Annotated in this window: 15 protein-coding genes; 8 read left to right on the top strand and 7 right to left on the bottom strand. The window is 71.1% G+C overall.

Going from position 1 to position 17062, the window contains the following annotated elements; all coding sequences use genetic code 11:
• Positions 1-76: 76 nt before the first annotated feature.
• Positions 77-703: a cholesterol catabolism transcriptional regulator KstR gene (gene kstR, locus BLW76_RS16025; protein ID WP_091307891.1), complete on the top strand. Its 627-nt coding sequence runs from the start codon at positions 77-79 to the stop codon at positions 701-703.
• A gap of 8 nt (positions 704-711) precedes the next feature.
• Here the strand turns inward: kstR and BLW76_RS16020 are convergent, their stop codons facing one another.
• Positions 712-1542, bottom strand: a complete 831-nt coding sequence (locus BLW76_RS16020; RefSeq protein WP_091307888.1) for an LLM class F420-dependent oxidoreductase — start codon at positions 1540-1542, stop codon at positions 712-714.
• A gap of 77 nt (positions 1543-1619) precedes the next feature.
• Here BLW76_RS16020 and BLW76_RS16015 point away from each other — a divergent pair, with 77 nt between their 5' ends.
• On the top strand, positions 1620-2303 hold the full coding sequence (locus tag BLW76_RS16015) for a class I SAM-dependent methyltransferase (protein WP_091307885.1): 684 nt from the start codon (positions 1620-1622) through the stop codon (positions 2301-2303).
• Here the strand turns inward: BLW76_RS16015 and icmF are convergent.
• Positions 2300-5533, bottom strand: coding sequence for a fused isobutyryl-CoA mutase/GTPase IcmF (gene icmF / locus BLW76_RS16010; protein WP_091307882.1), 3234 nt, complete (start codon positions 5531-5533; stop codon positions 2300-2302). The genes BLW76_RS16015 and icmF overlap by 4 nt on opposite strands.
• 138 nt (positions 5534-5671) lie before the next feature.
• Here icmF and BLW76_RS16005 point away from each other — a divergent pair, with 138 nt between their 5' ends.
• From BLW76_RS16005 to BLW76_RS15990, 4 genes are all read left to right on the top strand, one after another.
• The gene (locus tag BLW76_RS16005) at positions 5672-5998 is read left to right on the top strand and encodes an ArsR/SmtB family transcription factor (protein WP_091307880.1); all 327 of its coding nucleotides are present in this window, start codon (positions 5672-5674) and stop codon (positions 5996-5998) included.
• Positions 5991-6431 (top strand): SRPBCC family protein, encoded by a 441-nt coding sequence (locus tag BLW76_RS16000; RefSeq protein ID WP_091307877.1) that lies wholly within the window; start codon positions 5991-5993, stop codon positions 6429-6431. Before BLW76_RS16005 ends, BLW76_RS16000 begins: the two co-directional genes overlap by 8 nt.
• Complete coding sequence (locus tag BLW76_RS15995; protein WP_091307875.1) at positions 6428-7078, top strand: DUF899 domain-containing protein; 651 nt, start codon at positions 6428-6430, stop codon at positions 7076-7078. The genes BLW76_RS16000 and BLW76_RS15995 overlap by 4 nt, the downstream gene beginning before the upstream one ends.
• Positions 7079-7158: 80 nt before the next feature.
• Positions 7159-7719, top strand: a complete 561-nt coding sequence (locus BLW76_RS15990; protein WP_091307872.1) for a dihydrofolate reductase family protein — start codon at positions 7159-7161, stop codon at positions 7717-7719.
• Between the two features lie 41 nt (positions 7720-7760).
• Here the strand turns inward: BLW76_RS15990 and BLW76_RS15985 are convergent, their stop codons facing one another.
• The 4 genes from BLW76_RS15985 to BLW76_RS15970 are packed head-to-tail and all read right to left on the bottom strand — an operon-like array spanning position 7761 to position 13389.
• The gene (locus BLW76_RS15985) at positions 7761-8324 is read right to left on the bottom strand and encodes a GTP-binding protein (protein ID WP_004561255.1); all 564 of its coding nucleotides are present in this window, start codon (positions 8322-8324) and stop codon (positions 7761-7763) included.
• A gap of 28 nt (positions 8325-8352) precedes the next feature.
• Entirely contained in the window at positions 8353-9060 is a 708-nt protein-coding gene (locus tag BLW76_RS49605) for a DUF742 domain-containing protein (protein WP_244170178.1), read from the bottom strand.
• A 7-nt stretch (positions 9061-9067) separates the two neighbouring features.
• A complete protein-coding gene (locus tag BLW76_RS15975; RefSeq protein WP_004561253.1) occupies positions 9068-9520 on the bottom strand; it encodes a roadblock/LC7 domain-containing protein in 453 nt (150 codons plus the stop codon).
• Positions 9517-13389, bottom strand: coding sequence for a sensor histidine kinase (locus BLW76_RS15970; protein WP_091307869.1), 3873 nt, complete (start codon positions 13387-13389; stop codon positions 9517-9519). The genes BLW76_RS15975 and BLW76_RS15970 overlap by 4 nt, the downstream gene beginning before the upstream one ends.
• Before the next feature lie 1017 nt (positions 13390-14406).
• Between BLW76_RS15970 and BLW76_RS15965 the strand changes: the two genes are divergently transcribed.
• Complete coding sequence (locus BLW76_RS15965) at positions 14407-14829, top strand: DUF485 domain-containing protein (protein WP_091307867.1); 423 nt, start codon at positions 14407-14409, stop codon at positions 14827-14829.
• Positions 14826-16418, top strand: coding sequence for a solute symporter family protein (locus BLW76_RS15960; RefSeq protein ID WP_091307864.1), 1593 nt, complete (start codon positions 14826-14828; stop codon positions 16416-16418). The genes BLW76_RS15965 and BLW76_RS15960 overlap by 4 nt, the downstream gene beginning before the upstream one ends.
• 4 nt (positions 16419-16422) lie before the next feature.
• Here the strand turns inward: BLW76_RS15960 and BLW76_RS15955 are convergent, their stop codons facing one another.
• Positions 16423-16989, bottom strand: a complete 567-nt coding sequence (locus BLW76_RS15955; RefSeq protein ID WP_091307861.1) for a TetR/AcrR family transcriptional regulator — start codon at positions 16987-16989, stop codon at positions 16423-16425.
• Between the last annotated feature and the right edge of the window lie 73 nt (positions 16990-17062).

The following is a 17062-nucleotide window of genomic DNA, read 5'->3' as shown; positions in this document are numbered from 1 at the left end:
TGGGTCAATTGTCGCGAGGTTCGCCAGGACAGGTAATCTACGTCCTGAACTGGAACAAGTTCCGAAGGACAGGGGAATGCCGATGCCAGGCAAGACCAAGGCCCGCGGCAACGGCCTGAGCGCGATCGGGGCCGACGAACTCGGCTCGGCCGCCCAGCGCGACCGCCGCCGCCGGATCATCGACGCCACCCTCGCGCTCGCCTCGAAGGGCGGTTACGACGCCGTCCAGATGCGCGCCGTCGCCGAGAAGGCCGACGTCGCCCTCGGCACGCTGTACCGGTACTTCCCCTCGAAGATCCACCTGCTCGTCTCGGGGCTGGCCCGCGAGTTCGAGCGCGCGCAGGAGAAGCTGGAGCGCCAGGCCATCCCGGGCGAGACGCCCGCCGAGCGGCTGATGTTCGTGCTCGGCCGCAACACCCGCATGATGCAGCGCGACCCGCACCTCACCGAGGCGATGGTGCGCGCGTTCATGTTCGCCGACACCTCCGCCGCCGCCGAGGTCGAGCAGGTCGGGCGGCTGATGGAGAACATGTTCGCCAAGGCGATGGGCATCGCCGAGCCGACCGAGGCGGACCGCGACATCTTCCACGTCGTCGCGGACGTCTGGATGGCCAACCTGGTGGCCTGGGTGACCCGCCGCGCCTCGGCGGCCGACGTCGCGAACCGCCTCGAACTGTCGGTTCACCTGCTGCTGGACAAGTAGCCGCCGCCTCAGGGGTGCGCCGCGGCCACCTCGGCCAGCTCGTCGAGGGCCTTGAGCGTCTCCGCCTCCGGCAGCGTGTCCAGCAGGAACGTGTACCGCTCGACGCCGGCCTCACGGAAGCCGTCGATCACCTTCGGGATCGTCGGGCCGCCGAAGACCGCGAACTGCACGTCTTCGCGGCCCTGGTCCGCCAGCCAGCCGCGGACGCGCTGGGCCTCCTGGTACTTCGTGTAGCCGCGAAGCAGCCAGCCGTCGCCGTACTTGGCCAGGCGGTTCAGGGCCGCTTCGCTCTCGCCGCCGATGTAGATCGGGACGTGCGGCTTCTGCACCGGCTTCGGCCAGCTGAAGATCGGGTCGAGGTCGATGTGCTCGCCGTGGAATTCGGCCTCGTCCTTGGTCCAGATCTCCTTCAGCGCGGCCAGCTGCTCGTCGATCAGGGCACCGCGCGTCTTCGGGTCGGTGCCGTGGTTGCGCATCTCCTCCCGGTTCCAGCCGACGCCGACGCCGAACAGCGCGCGGCCGTCGGAGATCAGGTCCAGGGAGGCGACCTCCTTGGCCGTGTGGATCAGGTCGCGCTGGATCAGCAGGGCGATGCCGGTGCCGAGCAGCAGCTCCGACGTCGCCGTCGCCGCGGCGGTGAGCGCCACGAACGGATCGAGCGTGCGGTAGTACACGCGCGGCAGCTCGCCGCCGCCCGGGTACGGGCTTTCCCGGCTCACCGGGATGTGCGAGTGCTCGGCCAGCCACAGCGAATCGAAGCCGCGTTCTTCCAGGGCCGCGCCCAGCACGTCCGGGCGGATGCCCTCGTCGGTGACGAATGTGGAGATCCCGAATTTCATGCCTCCAGGACTACCACCGGGTTGACAGCGGGTGCACGATGGAGTCATCTCATCATACGTTGAATAAGGGGGTAGTCATGGACGTGCGGGACGTCGACTTCGAGGATCTCTACCAGGGCGCCACCCCGATGGGCCGGAAGATGCCGTGGGACCTCGGCGCGCCACAGCCCGCGGTCGTCGCGCTGGCCGACGCCGGCGCGTTCACCGGCGAAGTGCTCGACATCGGCTGCGGCCTGGGTGACAACTCCGCGTTCCTCGCCTCGCGCGGCCTGCGGGTCACCGGCCTGGACGGCGCGCCGTCGGCGATCGAGCAGGCTCGTGAACGCGCGCCGGGCGTCACCTTCGCCGTGGCCGACGCGACGAAGCTCGAAGGCTACGAAGGCCGCTTCGACACGGTCCTCGACAGCGCGCTGTACCACTGCCTGAGCGAGGACCAGCGGCGTCAGTACCTCGACGCGCTGACGCGGGCGACGCGCCCGGGCGCGCGGCTGCACCTGTTCGCCTTCTCGACGGACATGCCGGCGGGCTTCCCGGCGCCGTACCTGATCAGCGAGGCCGACCTGCGCGAGACCGTCGGGAAGGACTGGACGATCGAGACGCTCGAACCGACGCTCTACACGACGTCGATGACGGCGGAAGAGCTGCGGCAGAGCGTCCGGGCGATCCTGGACCAGGATCCGGCCGAGCTGGACCGGCTGGGCACCGATGCCGACGGCCGTGTCCTGGTCCCGGTCTGGCGGCTGAGCGCGGTGCGCCGCTAGACGTTGCGCCGGTACTGGCCGCCGACCTCGAAGAACGCCTCCGTGATCTGACCGAGCGAGCACACCCGCGCGGCGTCCACCAGCACCCCGAACAGGTTGCCGCCGCGGGTGGCTGCCTCGCGCAGGGCCTTCAGGGCCTGCTGGGCCTCCTCGTGGTGGCGGTGCTGGAAGTCCGCGAGACGGTCCAGCTGGGACTTCTTCTCGTCCTCCGTCGCGCGGGCCAGCTCGACCTCGACGTCCTCCTCGCCCGCGTGCGGGTTGCGGAACGTGTTGACGCCGATGATCGGCAGCGAGCCGTCGTGCTTCTTGCGCTCGTACAGGATCGACTCGTCCTGGATCTTGCCGCGCTGGTAGCCGGTCTCCATCGCGCCGAGCACGCCGCCGCGCTCGGAAATCCGGTCGAACTCGGCCAGCACGGCCTCCTCGACCAGGTCGGTCAGCTCGTCGATGACGAACGAACCCTGCAGCGGGTTCTCGTTCTTCGACAGGCCCCACTCCTTGTTGATGATCATCTGGATGGCCATCGCGCGGCGCACCGACGACTCCGACGGCGTCGTGATCGCCTCGTCGAACGCGTTGGTGTGCAGGGAGTTCGCGTTGTCGTACAGCGCGCAGAGCGCCTGCAGCGTGGTGCGGATGTCGTTGAAGCTCATCTCCTGCGCGTGCAGCGACCGGCCGGACGTCTGCACGTGGTACTTGAGCTTCTGCGACCGCTCGTTCGCGCCGTAGCGCTCGCGCATGGCCACGGCCCAGATCCGCCGCGCCACCCGGCCGAGCACCGAGTACTCCGCGTCCATGCCGTTGGAGAAGAAGAACGACAGGTTCGGCGCGAAGTCGTCGATGTCCATGCCGCGGGCCAGGTACGACTCGACGTAGGTGAAGCCGTTGGACAGCGTGAACGCCAGCTGCGAGATCGGGTTCGCCCCGGCCTCGGCGATGTGGTAGCCGGAAATCGACACCGAGTAGAAGTTCCGCACGCCGTGCTCGATGAACCACTCCTGGATGTCGGCCATCATCCGGAGGCTGAACTCGGTGGAGAAGATGCAGGTGTTCTGGCCCTGGTCCTCCTTGAGGATGTCGGCCTGCACCGTGCCACGGACGTTGCGCAGCACCCACTCGCGCAGCTCGGCGGCCTCGGCGTCGGACGGCTCGCGACCGTGCTCCTCGCGGAACGCCGTCAGCTTCTGGTCGATCGCCGTGTTGAGGAAGAAGGCGAGGATCGTCGGCGCCGGGCCGTTGATGGTCATCGACACCGACGTGTTCGGCGCGGTCAGGTCGAAGCCGTCGTAGAGCACCTTCATGTCGTCGAGCGTCGCGATGGACACGCCCGACGTGCCGACCTTGCCGTAGATGTCGGGGCGGGTGTCGGGGTCGTGGCCGTAGAGCGTGACCGAGTCGAACGCCGTCGAGAGCCGCTTGGCCTCCGAGTCGGCCGACAACAGCTTGAAGCGGCGGTTGGTGCGGAACGCGTCACCCTCGCCGGCGAACATCCGCGCCGGGTCCTCGCCGTCGCGCTTGAACGGGAAGACGCCCGCGGTGTACGGGAAGTAGCCCGGCAGGTTCTCGCGGCGCAGGAACGACAGCAGCTCGCCGGACTCGGCGTACCGCGGCAGGGCGACGCGCGGGATCCGGTTGCCCGACAGCGTGTCGCGCCACAGCTGGGTGCGCAGCTCCTTGTCGCGGATCTTGACGACCAGCTCGTCCTGGCGGTACTCCTCGGCCAGCGCCGTGAACCGCTCGAGGAGCTTTGTCGACTCGCCGTCCACATCGGACTCGGCCGCGGCGAGCAGGCCGTCCAGCGCGTCGGTCGAAGCGTCCACCTTGGACAGTTCGGCGCGTGCCAGGGCCAGTGCCTCGCGCTTGCGGACCGCGGCCACCTGCGCTTGCGTCTTCGCGTGGTAACCGCGCACGGTCTCGGAGATCTCGGCCAGGTACCGCGACCGGTTGCCCGGGATGATCGTCGACGCGTCCGTGGATACCTTGCCTTCCACGCGGGGCAGCGTACCGGCCGAGACGGTCAGGCCGCGCTCGGCGAGCATGCCGCGCAGGTGCTGGTACAGCGCGGTGACGCCGTCGTCGTTGAACTTCGCCGCGCTCGTGCCGTACACCGGCATGTCCTCCGGCGAAGACGAGAAGGCTTCCCGGTTGCGCACGAGCTGGCGCGCGACGTCGCGGCGGGCGTCCTCGGCGCCGCGGCGCTCGAACTTGTTGATCGCGACGACGTCGGCGAAGTCGAGCATGTCGATCTTCTCCAGCTGCGACGCGGCGCCGAACTCCGGCGTCATCACGTACAGCGACTCGTCCACGAAGTCGACGATCCCGGCGTCGCCCTGGCCGATGCCCGGCGTCTCGACGATCACCAGGTCGAACCCGGCGGCCTTGCAGGCCAGGATCGACTCGCTCAGCCCGGCCGGGATCTCCCCCGACGTCGTGCGCGTGGCCAGCGAGCGGAAGTACACCGGCGAGCCGTCGAGGCAGTTCATCCGGATGCGGTCGCCGAGCAGCGCGCCGCCGCCCTTGCGCCGCGACGGGTCGACGGCGAGCACCGCGATCCGCAGCTTGTCCTCCTGGTCGAGGCGGAAGCGGCGGATCAGCTCGTCGGTGAGCGACGACTTGCCCGAGCCGCCGGTGCCGGTGATACCGAGCACCGGCACGGCGCGCTTGCCCGCGGCCTCGGTGATGCCGCTCAGCAGTTCACCGGGCAGCGTCGAAGCCTGCAGCTGGGTGATGACCCGCGACAGCGCGGCGACGTCCCCGGAGAGCACCTTGTCCAGCGCGGGGGCCTCGGCCGCCAGGTCGACGTCGCAGGCCTTGACCATGAAGTTGATCATGCCCGGCAGGCCCATCTCGTAGCCGTCCTCGGGCGAGAAGATGCGGGCGACGCCGCGCGAGTGCAGCAGCTCGATCTCCTCGCGCACGATCACCCCGCCCCCGCCGCCGAAGACCTTGATGTGCCCGGCGCCGCGCTCGCGCAGCAGCTCCACCAGGTAGGAGAAGTACTCGACGTGCCCGCCCTGGTAAGCAGAGATGGCGACACCCTGGACGTCCTCGGCGATGGCCGCGGTGGCGACCTCGTCGACCGACCGGTTGTGGCCGAGGTGGACGACCTCCGCGCCCTGCGACTGCAGGATCCGCCGCATGATGTTGATCGATGCGTCGTGGCCGTCGAAGAGGCTCGACGCGGTGACGAACCGGACGGGGTGCACGGGGCGGTACAGCTCGCTGCTCATCTCTCCAAAATACTTTGGCTTCCTACTATTGGAAACCCGAGGACCAGTGACGCGGCTCTCAGGGCAGCTCCGGAGAACCTTGACAAGGGCCAGCTCGGGCCTATATTTAACGAGTGCGTTAATTAACAGGATGGTGAAATGAAAGACACGTTGAGCCGCACGTTCTCGGCCCTCGCCGACCCGACCCGGCGCGCCATCCTCGCCCGCCTGTCGGCGGGCGAAGCGACCGTGAACGAGCTCGCCGAGCCGTTCCCGATGAGCCTGCCCGCGGTGTCCCGGCACCTGAAGGTCCTGGAAGAGGCCGGGTTGATCACCCGCGGCCGCACCCGGCAGTGGCGGCCCTGCCGGCTGGAGGCGAAACCCCTGGCAGACGTCGCCGACTGGGTCGCGACCTACCGGCGCTTCTGGGACGACGGGTTCGACCGCCTCGAGGAGCACCTGAGGAGCCTGACCGGCGATGCCTGACCTCACCATCACCCGCGTGTTCGACGCCCCGCGCGAGCTCGTCTTCGCCGCGTGGACCGATCCCGACCAGCTCGCGAGCTGGCTCGGCCCGCGCGGCTACACCGGCTCCGCCGTCACCCTCGCCACCCGGCCCGGCGGCGCCTGGCGGGCGTGCATCCGCTCCCCCGAGGGTGACGAGCACTGGATGCACGGCGTCTACCGCGAGGTCGCCGTCCCGGAACGGCTGGTCTTCACCTTCGTCTGGGACACCGAGGGCGACCTGCGCACCGAGACCCTGGTGACGATCGACTTCGCCGACCTCGACGGCAAGACCGAGATGACCTTCGTCCAGACCGGCTTCCCGACCGCCGCCGACCGCGACGGCCACGACGAGGGCTGGACCTCCTGCTTCGACGACCTGACCGGCTTCATCCGACGAAAGGACGCCCGATGACCGCCACCCTGCCCGAGATCGTTTCGCCGGAGGAATGGCAGGCCGCGCGCGACGCGCTGCTCGTCAAGGAGAAGGAGCTCATGAAGGCGGCGGACCACCTCGCCGCCGAACGCCGTCGGCTGCCGATGGTGCCCTTCGCCAAGCCGTACGAGTTCGAGTCGGCCGAAGGGAAGCGGAGCCTGCTCGACCTGTTCGACGGCCGCCGCCAGCTGATCGTCTACCACTTCATGCTGCACCCGGGCGACGAGGCGGGCTGCCCCGGCTGCTCGCTGGTCGTCGACAACCTGCCGCACCTGGCGCACCTGCACGCCCGCGACGTCACGCTGAAGGTCGTCGCGCCGGCGACCCTGGCGGAGATCGAGCGGTACAAGGCGCGGATGGGCTGGGACGTGCCGTGGGTGTCCGCGCACGGCAGCGACTTCACCGAGGACTGCGGCGTCGGACGGGGTTTCGGCGTCAGCGTGTTCTTCCGCGACGGCGACGACGTCTACCGCACCTACTTCACCTCGGGCCGGGGCGGCGAGATGTTCCTGTCGTCGCACCGCTACCTCGACATCACGCCGCTGGGCCGTCAGGAAGCGTGGGAAGAGGAGAGCCGCGGCGACGACGCGCCCAGCTCGTGGTGGCGCCGTCACGACGAGTACTGAGAACTTTTTCCGGCACCCGTGTCCGGTCCGCCTCCGCGGCTCCGACCCCCTCGTGTCAGACCCGACAGGAGGAGACGGAAATGCGCGAGATCGTCTACATGGTCCACACTTCGCTCGACGGCTGCGTCGAAGGCCCGAACGGGGAGTTCGACTGGCCGGTCATGGGCCCGGAGCTCTCGGCCTACTCGCAGGAGCTGAGCGCCCGCGCCGGCGCGTTCGCCTACGGGCGGAAGGTCTGGGACATGATGTCCGCGTACTGGCCGGAGGCCGAGTCGATCTCGGACCACCCGCACGACATCGCCTTCGCGCCCGTCTGGCGGGAGACGCCGAAGGTCGTGTTCTCGCGGACGCTGGAGAAGGCGGACTGGAACACCCGCGTCTTCGGCGGCGACCTGGGCGAAGCGGTGGCGGCGCTCAAGGCCGAACCGGGCGGCGACCTGCTGCTCATGGGCGGCGCGGAACTGGCCGCCGCGCTGACCGCGCGTGGCCTGATCGACGAGTACCAGGTGTTCGTGCACCCGGTCGTCCTCGGCGGCGGCAAGCGGCCGTTCGCCGAGGGCACCGCGCGGCTCGGCCTGGAACTGGCGCAGTCGCGCATGTTCGACGACCAGGTCGTGCTGCTGCGCCACCGCCGTGCGTGAGGCAGCGCCGGGCCCGGGTATGCCCCGGGCCCCGGGGCTGGTCAGCGCGCGTTGGCCGCCCGCAGCGCGATCCACTGCCGCATGGCGTACTCGACCAGCGTGATCAGCGTCTGCTTGGTCGACTCGCGGTCCCGGGCGTCACACCGGACGATCGGGATGTTCGGGTCGATCGACAGGGCCTCGCGGACGTCGTTGATGTCGTGCTCCAGCACGCCGTCGAACGTGTTGATGCCGACGATGTACGGCAGCCCGCGGTCCTCGAAGAAGTCGATCGGCGCGAACGAGTCGGCCAGCCGGCGCGTGTCGGCCAGCACCACCGCGCCGATGGCGCCGCGGACCAGGTCGTCCCACATGAACCAGAACCGCTGCTGCCCGGGCGTGCCGAACAGGTAGAGGATCAGGTCCGCGTCCAGCGACACCCGGCCGAAGTCCATCGCCACGGTCGTCGTCGACTTGCCCGGCGTGTGGTCGAGGTTGTCGACCCCCACGCTGGCGTCGGTCATCATCGCCTCGGTGGTCAGCGGCACGATCTCCGAGACCGACCCGACGAACGTCGTCTTCCCCGCACCGAAGCCGCCAGCCACCACGATCTTGGCGGATGTCATGGTCGGGGGCGCGGTGTCCCGCGGTGCCTTAAAGCCGACGGAGTCCACTCAAAACCCTTTCCATCAACACCAGATGTGCCTCGGCGCCGTCATTGCCCGTAATCGTCTTGTGCACCGTGACCAGCCCCGCGTCCGCCGCGTCGCTGATCAGCACCCGGGCCACGCCCAGAGGCACCCGCAGTGCCGAAACGATCTCGGCGACCGAACGGGGGGTCCGGCACTCTTCCATGATCGAGATGCACTCGATCTGCTCCGCGGCCACTTCGGGGAAGCCACCGGTGGCAGCGTAGTCCTTCGCGGAGATCAGTGTCTCCAGCTCCAGGGCGTAATTGGCCTTGGTGCGCCCGCCGGTCAGCGCGTAGGGCCGGACGATCGCCGTCAGCTCCTCGGGCGCGGGCGGCTGCTCGAACACCGCGGGCATGACGAATTCGCCGCTGGGCGGCCCCGGGTCGAACAAACCACCTGGTCTGGGGCTGTCCCCGTCGGTACTGCCGGGTGGCGAGACTAAAGAGGTCACACGATCTCCTTGGTCGGCCGACGGCGCGGGCGCCGGCGGATCCGCGGCCGCGTGCGCACCGGCGGCCGGGGGTTGCGGGGACTCCTTGTTCTTCCTGCGCTTCCGGCGGGCACGGCCGGAATCCAGCGTGAACCCGTTGAGGACGTCGGCGAACGTGCCGTCGTCCTCCCGCCCGGCGGGGCGGTGCGGTTCGCCGTCGAATCCGGACCCCGTGCTCATCGCGCCATCATCCCACCGGTTCGCCGATCAGCGACCCCCCGGAGCCCTGAAGCTGGGCGCGCAGCTCCGGGGTGAGGATCTGGCCGACCCGGTCGACGAGCATCGTCATCTCGTAGGCGACCTGGCCGATGTCGCAGTTGGGGGCGGCGAGCACGGCGAGGCACGAGCCGTCGCTGATCGACATCAGCACCATGATCCCGAGCTCCATCTCGACGACGGTCTCGTTGACCGCGCCGGCCTCGAAGCAGCGGGCGGCGCCCTGGGTGAGGCTGACCAGCCCGGAGGCGACCGCGGCGAGCTGGTCGGCCCGGTCGAGCGGGAGCCGGTTCGACGCGGTCAGCAGCAAGCCGTCCGCCGAGACGACCACGGCGTGGGCCACGCCGGGCACCCGCTCCGCGAAGTCGTTGACCAGCCAGCCGAACTGGTTCTGCGTCGGCTGAGCGCTACTCGGCGAGGTCATTCACCCTCCAAGGTCTCGTGGTTGTTCTCGGCCGCCTGTGCGGTGCGGTGGCGTCCGCGCTCGATGCCCTGCTGGAAGCTCCGCAGGCGGCCGCGCACGTCGTGCGCGTCCCGTTGTGGTCGGGGGGCCGTGGCCCCGGTGGACGGTCCCGCGCTGCCCGGGAGCAGCTGCTCCCCGCGACGGCGCCGGGGCAATCCTGCCGAAGTGAAGGTGGAGGGTGTCGACTGGGACACCGCTTGCACCGCGCGCCAGCCGTCATCCGTGCCGAAGTTCCACTCGGCGGTGGCCTCGACGGCGGTTTCTTCGTCGCGCGGAGCAGGGGTTTCCGGCGCCGTCCGGCCGTTCGTGATCGGCAGCTGCCCGGTGTCCTGGAACATGTCCGGCCGCCGGCCGTCCGGCTGCGGCAGGGTGCCGGACGCCGAGCCGGCGGGGATGGCGGTCCCGTTCGGCCGGCGGCTGGGGAGGGTGCCGTTCGCCGGGGGGCGGTGACCGGGCTGGTCCTGCTGCGGGGCGGGGTGGTCCTGCTGGGCGGGGCCTGGCTGCGGGGTGGCGGTGGGTGCCTGGGCGGTGGGCGCCTGTGCGGTGGGTACGGGTGGCTGCGGGGTGGCGGGGGCCTGCGCAGCGGGGGCAGGGGTCTGCGGGGTGGCGGCGGGTCCCTGCGGAGTCGGCGCGGGCGCCTGCGGCGTGGCGGCGGGCGCCTGCTGCCCAGCCACGGGTGCCTGCGGAACGGCGGGCCCCTGCTGCCCAGCCGCGGATGCCTGCGGAACGGCGGGCCCCTGCTGACCCGCCGCGGATGCCTGCTGCGTGGTGCCCGGCTGCGTTGTACCCGGCAGCGTGGCACCCGGCTGCGGTGCCGTCTGCTCCGAGCCCGGCTCCGGCTCAACCGCACCCGGCTTCTGCGGCACGGCGGCCTGCTCCACAGCACCCTGCGGCGCGGTCGCCGACCCAGCCGGTGTCGCCTCCTCCGCGGCTGGAGAGCCCGCCGCGGGCTGGGCTGAAGACACTGCGGACTGGGCCGTCCCCAGTCCCTGGCCCGCCGCCGCGCCCGGGGTTGGCTGGGCGGGACGGACGCGCTTGGCCGCGGCCTGGCGGCGGCCGCGGGTCACGCCCTGCTGGAAGCTGCTCAAGCGGCCGCGGACGTCCGCCGGGTCGCGGACCGGGAGGTCCGGGCGGGCCGGGGCCGGCTTGGGGGTCGCCGCCGGGGAGGCCGGGGTGGCGCTGCCCGGCAACAGCTGCTCGCCGCGGCGGCGGCGCGGGAGGCCCGCGTCCGTGAACGCCGTCGGCTCGGCCTTCGTGCGCTCCTGGACCGTGCGGAAGTTCTCGTCGCTCGCGAAGTCCCAGCTGCGGCGCTCCTCCGGCGGGGCCTCCTGGGCGTCCGCCGGTTCTTCCTCGGCGCCGGCCGGCTTGTCCTCGCGGAACCAGGCCGACAGCATCTCGTCGAAGATCGGCGTCGTCTCCGAGCGGTCCGGGGCCGGGGCGGGCGGGGGCGGCTCCTGGCCCGCCGTCGCCTCCTGCCACCAGTCGCTGAGCGTCGTCTCGTTGGCCGTGAACAGGTCCTTGCCCGCCGGGAGGTCGTCGCCGCGGGGTGGCTGCTGCGGCAGCGGCAGCACCGCCGGCACCTGCGGCAGGGCCGGGCGCTGCGGCGGGACGTCGCCGTCCTTCGTGATCGGGGCGAACAGCGCCGTCCCGGAGATCTCCAGGTCCGACGGCGGGCGCACGCCGCCGGTGAGGCCCGCGAGGTCGCTCGCCGACGGCCAGCGCTCCTCGCCCATCGCCGGCTGCTGCGGCACCACCGGCCGCGGGCGGGTCGCGCCGTTGACCGGGCGGCGCGGCAGCTGGTTGCCCGCCGCCGGGCTCGCCGGGTGCTGCTGCAGGGCGCCGATCGGGCCGGTCGCCGGGCCGTCGGTCACCGGCATCACCAGCTCCGCCGGAACCACGACCGTGGCGCGGACGCCGACGATGTCCTTGCCGCCGTGCAGCGACACCCCGATCCGGTGCCTGCTGGCCAGCCGGCCGACGACGAACAGGCCCATCCGGCGCGACGTCACCAGGTCGACCGACCCGGCCTCGGTCAGCCGGGTGTTGGCCTCGATGACCTCGCACTCGTTCATCCCGATGCCCTTGTCCAGGATGTCGATGTGGAGCGAACCGTCCTCGCCCAGCCGCGACGCCACGGTCACCGTGGTCTCCGGCGCGGAGAACGCCGCGGCGTTGTCCAGCAGCTCCGCGACCAGGCGCATCAGGTCGCTCGCGGCGTAGCCGACGATCCGGGCCGGGGGCGGCGGCTGCACCTGGACCCGCTGGTACTGCTCGATCTCCGACACGGCGGCGCGGAGCATGTCGGTGGTGCCGACCGGCTTCCCCGACCGGCGGCCCGGCTCGGCGCCCGAGAGCACCATCAGGTTCTCGTTGTTGCGCCGCATCCGGGTGGCGAGGTGGTCGAGCTGGAACAGCGTCGCGAGCTGGTCGGCGTCCTCCTCGTCGCGCTCGAGCTGCTCGATCAGCTGCAGCTGCCGCTGCACCAGGCTCTGGCTGCGCCGCGACAGGTTGACGAAGACGCTGCCGTAGCCGGTGCGCATGGCGGCCTGCTCGGTCGCCAGCCGCAGCGCCTGGTGGTGCACCTTGTCGAAGGCCCGCGCCACCTCGCCGACCTCGTCGTCGGTGTGCACGCCGACCGGCCGGACGTCGGTGCCCTGCGCCCGCCCCTCCTGGATGTTGCGGACCGCCTCCGGCAGCGCGGTCTCGGCGACGTCGAGGGCGCTGCGGCGCAGCACCTTCAGCGAGCGCAGCAGCTGGCGGGTGATGAGGAAGACGACGGCGACGGCCAGCACCATCGCGGCGAACAGCAGCACCGCGAGCAGGCCGGCGCCGCTGCTGGCGGAGTCGACCAGCTCCGCCGCGGTCTGCGCCGCCGACGCGCCGAGCCGCTCGGCGAGCTGGACGATCTGGGTGTGCATCGCCGCGGAGGCGGCGGTCCAGTCCGCCGCCGACAGCGCGCGGAAGGCGTCGTCCACCGTGCTGCTCTGGGCGTTCAGCACCGTCTCGACCATCCGGGCCCGGCTCTGCGCCTGCGCGCCTTCGGCGATCGCCGCGAAGTCGCGCTGCAGCGTGTCGCCCGCCGCGGAGCGGAAGTCGACGAGCCGGTCGGCCAGCCGCAGCTCGGCGGCGCGCAGGGTGGCCAGCTCGCTCGGCGTCAGCCCGCCGCGGCCGATGCCGTAGGAGACGAGGGCCTGGCTGAGCGACACCTGCTCGCTCGCCACCAGCAGTTCGTGCAGGCCGGCGGGCAGGCCGCCGAGGGTGCCGTCGCCGGCGCCCGCGGTGGCCGCGGTGTCGAGGCCGATGAGCGACGCGGTGAGGGCGGAGTACGTCGTGATGGCCTGGCCCGGGTCGAGCTGGCCGGCGTCGACCTGGCGGCGCAGGAAGGCGAGGTTGCCGACCTGGGCCGAGGCCGTGCCCGCGGCGCCGGCCACGCCGGGCTCCGCTTCGGCGGCCCTGGCCTGCGCCGCGGTGAACGGGCCGGTCGCGGCGTCGGTGGCCTTGCGCGCCGCGGCCAGCTCGGGCGTGCCGCCGACGGTGCCCTCGGTCAGCATCGCCGCGGTGACCGTGCGCTCCTGCTGGAGCGCGGTGGTGAGCGCGCGCGCCCCGCCGCCGAGCGCGACGAGCCGGTCGAGCCGCTGGTACTCGTCCGAGCGGCCGACCTGCGCGGCGATCGTGGCGACGCCCAGCACCAGCGCGAGGACGATGGGCACGACCGTGACGGCCGAAAGCTTGACGGGCAGGCTCCAGTCGCGCCACTGCACGAGTGCGCGCCACAGGGCCTTCCCTTTGGACCGCCGGGGCGCTCGGCCGAGCAGTTCCCCGACGGGCACCTGACCTTCTCCTGCAACGGTCACGTGAGTGACTCCCTGTCCGGCGTCATGGATCCGCGTCGGCGGCGCGGCGTCCCGGCTCGCGGCGGGCCACCGGACGGTCGTGCCGTCCCTGCCCTGCCGCTTCCCCGGCGCCCTCGCTCGTCCCCGGCTGCCCCGCCGGCCACGCGCTCGTCCCCGGGCAGGCACCGCCCCGTCCCGCGCCCGGGAGTGTGCCCGGGACTATGCACGTGCATGTCGCAACTTGCGTTGTGCACGGTGGTCGAGATCAACTTTATCGGTGCCAATCGATCGCTGTGGTCAGCTGGGCCAAAGAATCGTACCCCCGCGACCCGGGGGGTCAATTGTGTTCCCCGTTCGGGCGCTGACCTGCGAAAAGTGCATTCGCGACCGTCCACGGGCCACGACATTCCGCCTCACCGCCCCCGAAGAGGGAATTCCGGTTACCGGACGCGGGGCCTTGTCGCATCCGGCCGTCACCCGATTAGCCCAGGCAGGGTAGCAACGTCCCTCAGTCGATCTACACTCCGTACCACCAACGGGTGGGTCAAGGGTCAAGATGTGCCCGATGTTGTGGCGTTGCGCGTTCGCCCGCCCCGACCCGGTGATTTCTTTCGGAACCTTACGCTGACCAGTGGATCTTCGCCGCCCTTCCCCAGCCCGATGACACCCGGCGGCAGGATCAAGCCCGCTGTTTGGCTACTTTCGGTGACCAGGTCGGCGAGTCGACCAGCGCCGTTACCCCGTTCGCCGCAGTGCGGAACCGCCTCGGACAACGACCCGTCACAATTCTTTTCGGCATTACGGGCGTTCTCCGCAGTGCGTTCCCACCGGTCACCCATTCGACGTGAGCGGCGGGAAAACGAATACCACCGGCACGGACCGACCGGGCGGTCGGCCGCTTCTGGTGCGGCCGGACGGCGTAGTTACGATGTGCCCTCGCAGTCCGCAAGGGCGGTCCGGCGCCCTGCCCGCAGGCCCGGACAGCCGCCACGGAGGCACTCTGCCGGAGGCACCATGTACGACGTAGCGCGGCCCGTTCCGGGCAACGCCCTGGAGGAGACGGGCCGGATCCCGGCCCTGCCCGCCGGGGACCAGCACCGCCGTCCCGCCACTCCCCCGGGCCCCGACTACTCCGCGATCCAGGCCAGCCCCGAGTTCGCCTCGCTGCGCCGCCGGTTCCGCGGCTTCGTCTTCCCGATGAGCTTCGCCTTCTTCGCCTGGTACATGACCTACGTGCTGCTGGCCGCGTACGCGCACGACTTCATGAGCCGGAAGGTGTTCGGCCAGGTCAACGTCGCCATCCTGCTCGGCCTCGGCCAGTTCGTCAGCACCGCGCTGGTCACCTGGCTCTACCTGCGCTACGCGCGCCGCCGGATCGACCCGCGGGTCGCCGAGCTGCGGGCGCGCGCGGGCCTCGCGGAAGAGCAGCGCCGATGACCGCGCTCGCGGCGGGCGGGCTGACCGCCAGCGACCCGGTCGTCAACACCGCCGTGTTCGCCCTGTTCGTGGCGATCACGCTGTACGTCGTCTACCGGGCGGGCAGCCGGAACTCCTCGACGTCGGACTACTACGCCGCGGGCAGTGCCTTCACCGGGCGCCAGAACGGCATCGCGCTCTCCGGCGACTTCCTGTCGGCGGCGTCGTTCCTCGGCATCGCGGGCGCGATCGCCGTCCACGGCTACGACGGCTTCCTCTACTCCATCGGCTTCCTGGTCGCCTGGCTGGTCGACCTGCTGCTGATCGCCGAGCTGACGCGCAACACCGGCCGGTTCACGATGGGCGACGTCATCAGCTTCCGGATGAAGCCGCGGCCGGTGCGGGCCGCCGCGGCGACGTCGACCCTGGTGATCTCGCTGTTCTACATGCTGGCGCAGATGGCGGGCGCCGGCGGCCTGGTCGCCCTGCTGCTCGACATCCACACCCGGCTCGGGCAGGCGCTGATCATCGGCGTGGTCGGCCTGGTCATGGTCGTCTACGTGCTGGTCGGCGGGATGAAGGGCACCACGTGGGTGCAGATCATCAAGGCCGGCGTGCTGATGCTCGCCGTCGTGCTGATCGCGGTGTTCCTGCTGGGCAAGTTCGGCTTCAGCTTCTCGAACCTGCTCTCGGCCGCGACCGAGAAGAGCCCGCTGGGTGAGCGCCTGCTGGAGCCGGGCGGCTCCTACGGCAAGGACGGCACGACCAAGCTCGACTTCGTGTCGCTGGCGCTGGCACTGGTGCTGGGCCTGTCTTCGCTTCCGCACCTGCTGATGCGCTTCTACACGGTGCCGAACTCCCTGGAGGCGCGCCGCTCGGTCGTCTGGGCCACGGTCTGCATGCTCATCTTCTACGGCTGCACGCTGGTGATCGGCTTCGGCGCGGCCGCGCTGGTCGGCTCGGACGAGATCAAGAGCGCCCCGGGCGGGGAGAACTCGGCGGCGCCGCTGCTCGCGCTGCACATCGGCGGGACGCTGCTGCTGGGCGTGATCGCCGCGGTGGCGTTCGCGACGATCCTCGCGGTGGTGGCCGGGCTGACGATCACCGCGTCGGCCTCCTTCGCCCACGACGTCTACGCGAACATCTTCAAGCGCGGCAAGGCCGAACCGGCCGACGAGGTCCGGGTGGCGCGGCTGACCGCGATCGCGGTCGGCGTGCTGGCGATCGTCGGCGGCGTGCTCGCGAACGGGCAGAACGTCGCGTTCCTGGTGGCGCTGGCGTTCGCGGTGGCGGCGTCGGCGAACCTGTCGACCCTGCTGTACTCGTTGTTCTGGAAGCGGTTCAACACCACCGGCACGCTGTGGGGCATGTACGGCGGGCTGATCGCGTGCCTGGTGCTGGTGCTGTTCTCGCCGGTCGTCTCGGGCGCGCCGGACGCGATCTTCAAGGGCATCGACTTCGCCTGGTTCCCGCTGAAGAACCCGGGCCTGGTGTCGATCCCGTTCTCGTTCCTCTGCGGGTTCGTCGGGACGCTGGTGGGCCGGCCGAAGGCGGACGCCGAGAAGCAGGCGGAGATGGAGGTCCGCTCGATGACCGGGATCGGGAGCTAGCCCCTCAGGCGCGCAGGCCGTCGAAGATCACGGCCAGCACGCGCCTGCCCTCCTCCGGGCTGCAGTTGCGCACGGCCATCCCGGCGCCGTGGCCGAGCCGGAGGACGTCCGCGCCGACGACGTCCGGCCGGACCAGCCCGGCCTGCTGAGCCGTCTCGACGAGCAGGCCGGTCGCCTCGCGGAGCCGTTTCTGGCAGTACAGGAAGGTTTCGGAGCCCGAATCGATGGACTCCTTGAGGATCGTCGCCAGCTTGTGCCGCTCGACGACCCAGGTGACCTGGGCGAGCAGCCACGCTTCGAGGGCCTCCCACGGCGGCAGCTCGTCGTGCAGGACGAACGCGCGGTCGGCGAGCACCGTGATCTCCTCGCGGTAGACCGCTTCGAACAGCTTCTCGCGCGTCGGGAAGTGCCGGTAGAGCGTGCCCGCGCCGACGCCGGCCGTCTTGGCCACGTCGTCCAGCGGCACATCGGCGCCCTGGGTGGTGAAGAGCTCCTTCGCCGTCGCGACGATGCGCTCGTAGTTGCGGCGCGCGTCCGCCCGCATCGGACGTGCGGTGTCCCCGCCCGGCATCCCGGCCTCCTCACCACTTAACCGGAGAGATTCTCCGAATTCACTTGCGCATCCGGAGACGCTCTCCATATTA

This window comes from Amycolatopsis tolypomycina, assembly GCF_900105945.1.
Taxonomy (GTDB): domain Bacteria; phylum Actinomycetota; class Actinomycetes; order Mycobacteriales; family Pseudonocardiaceae; genus Amycolatopsis; species Amycolatopsis tolypomycina.
The sequence above is the reverse complement of the archived record's forward strand: the minus strand, read 5'-3'. Positions and strand labels throughout refer to the sequence as shown.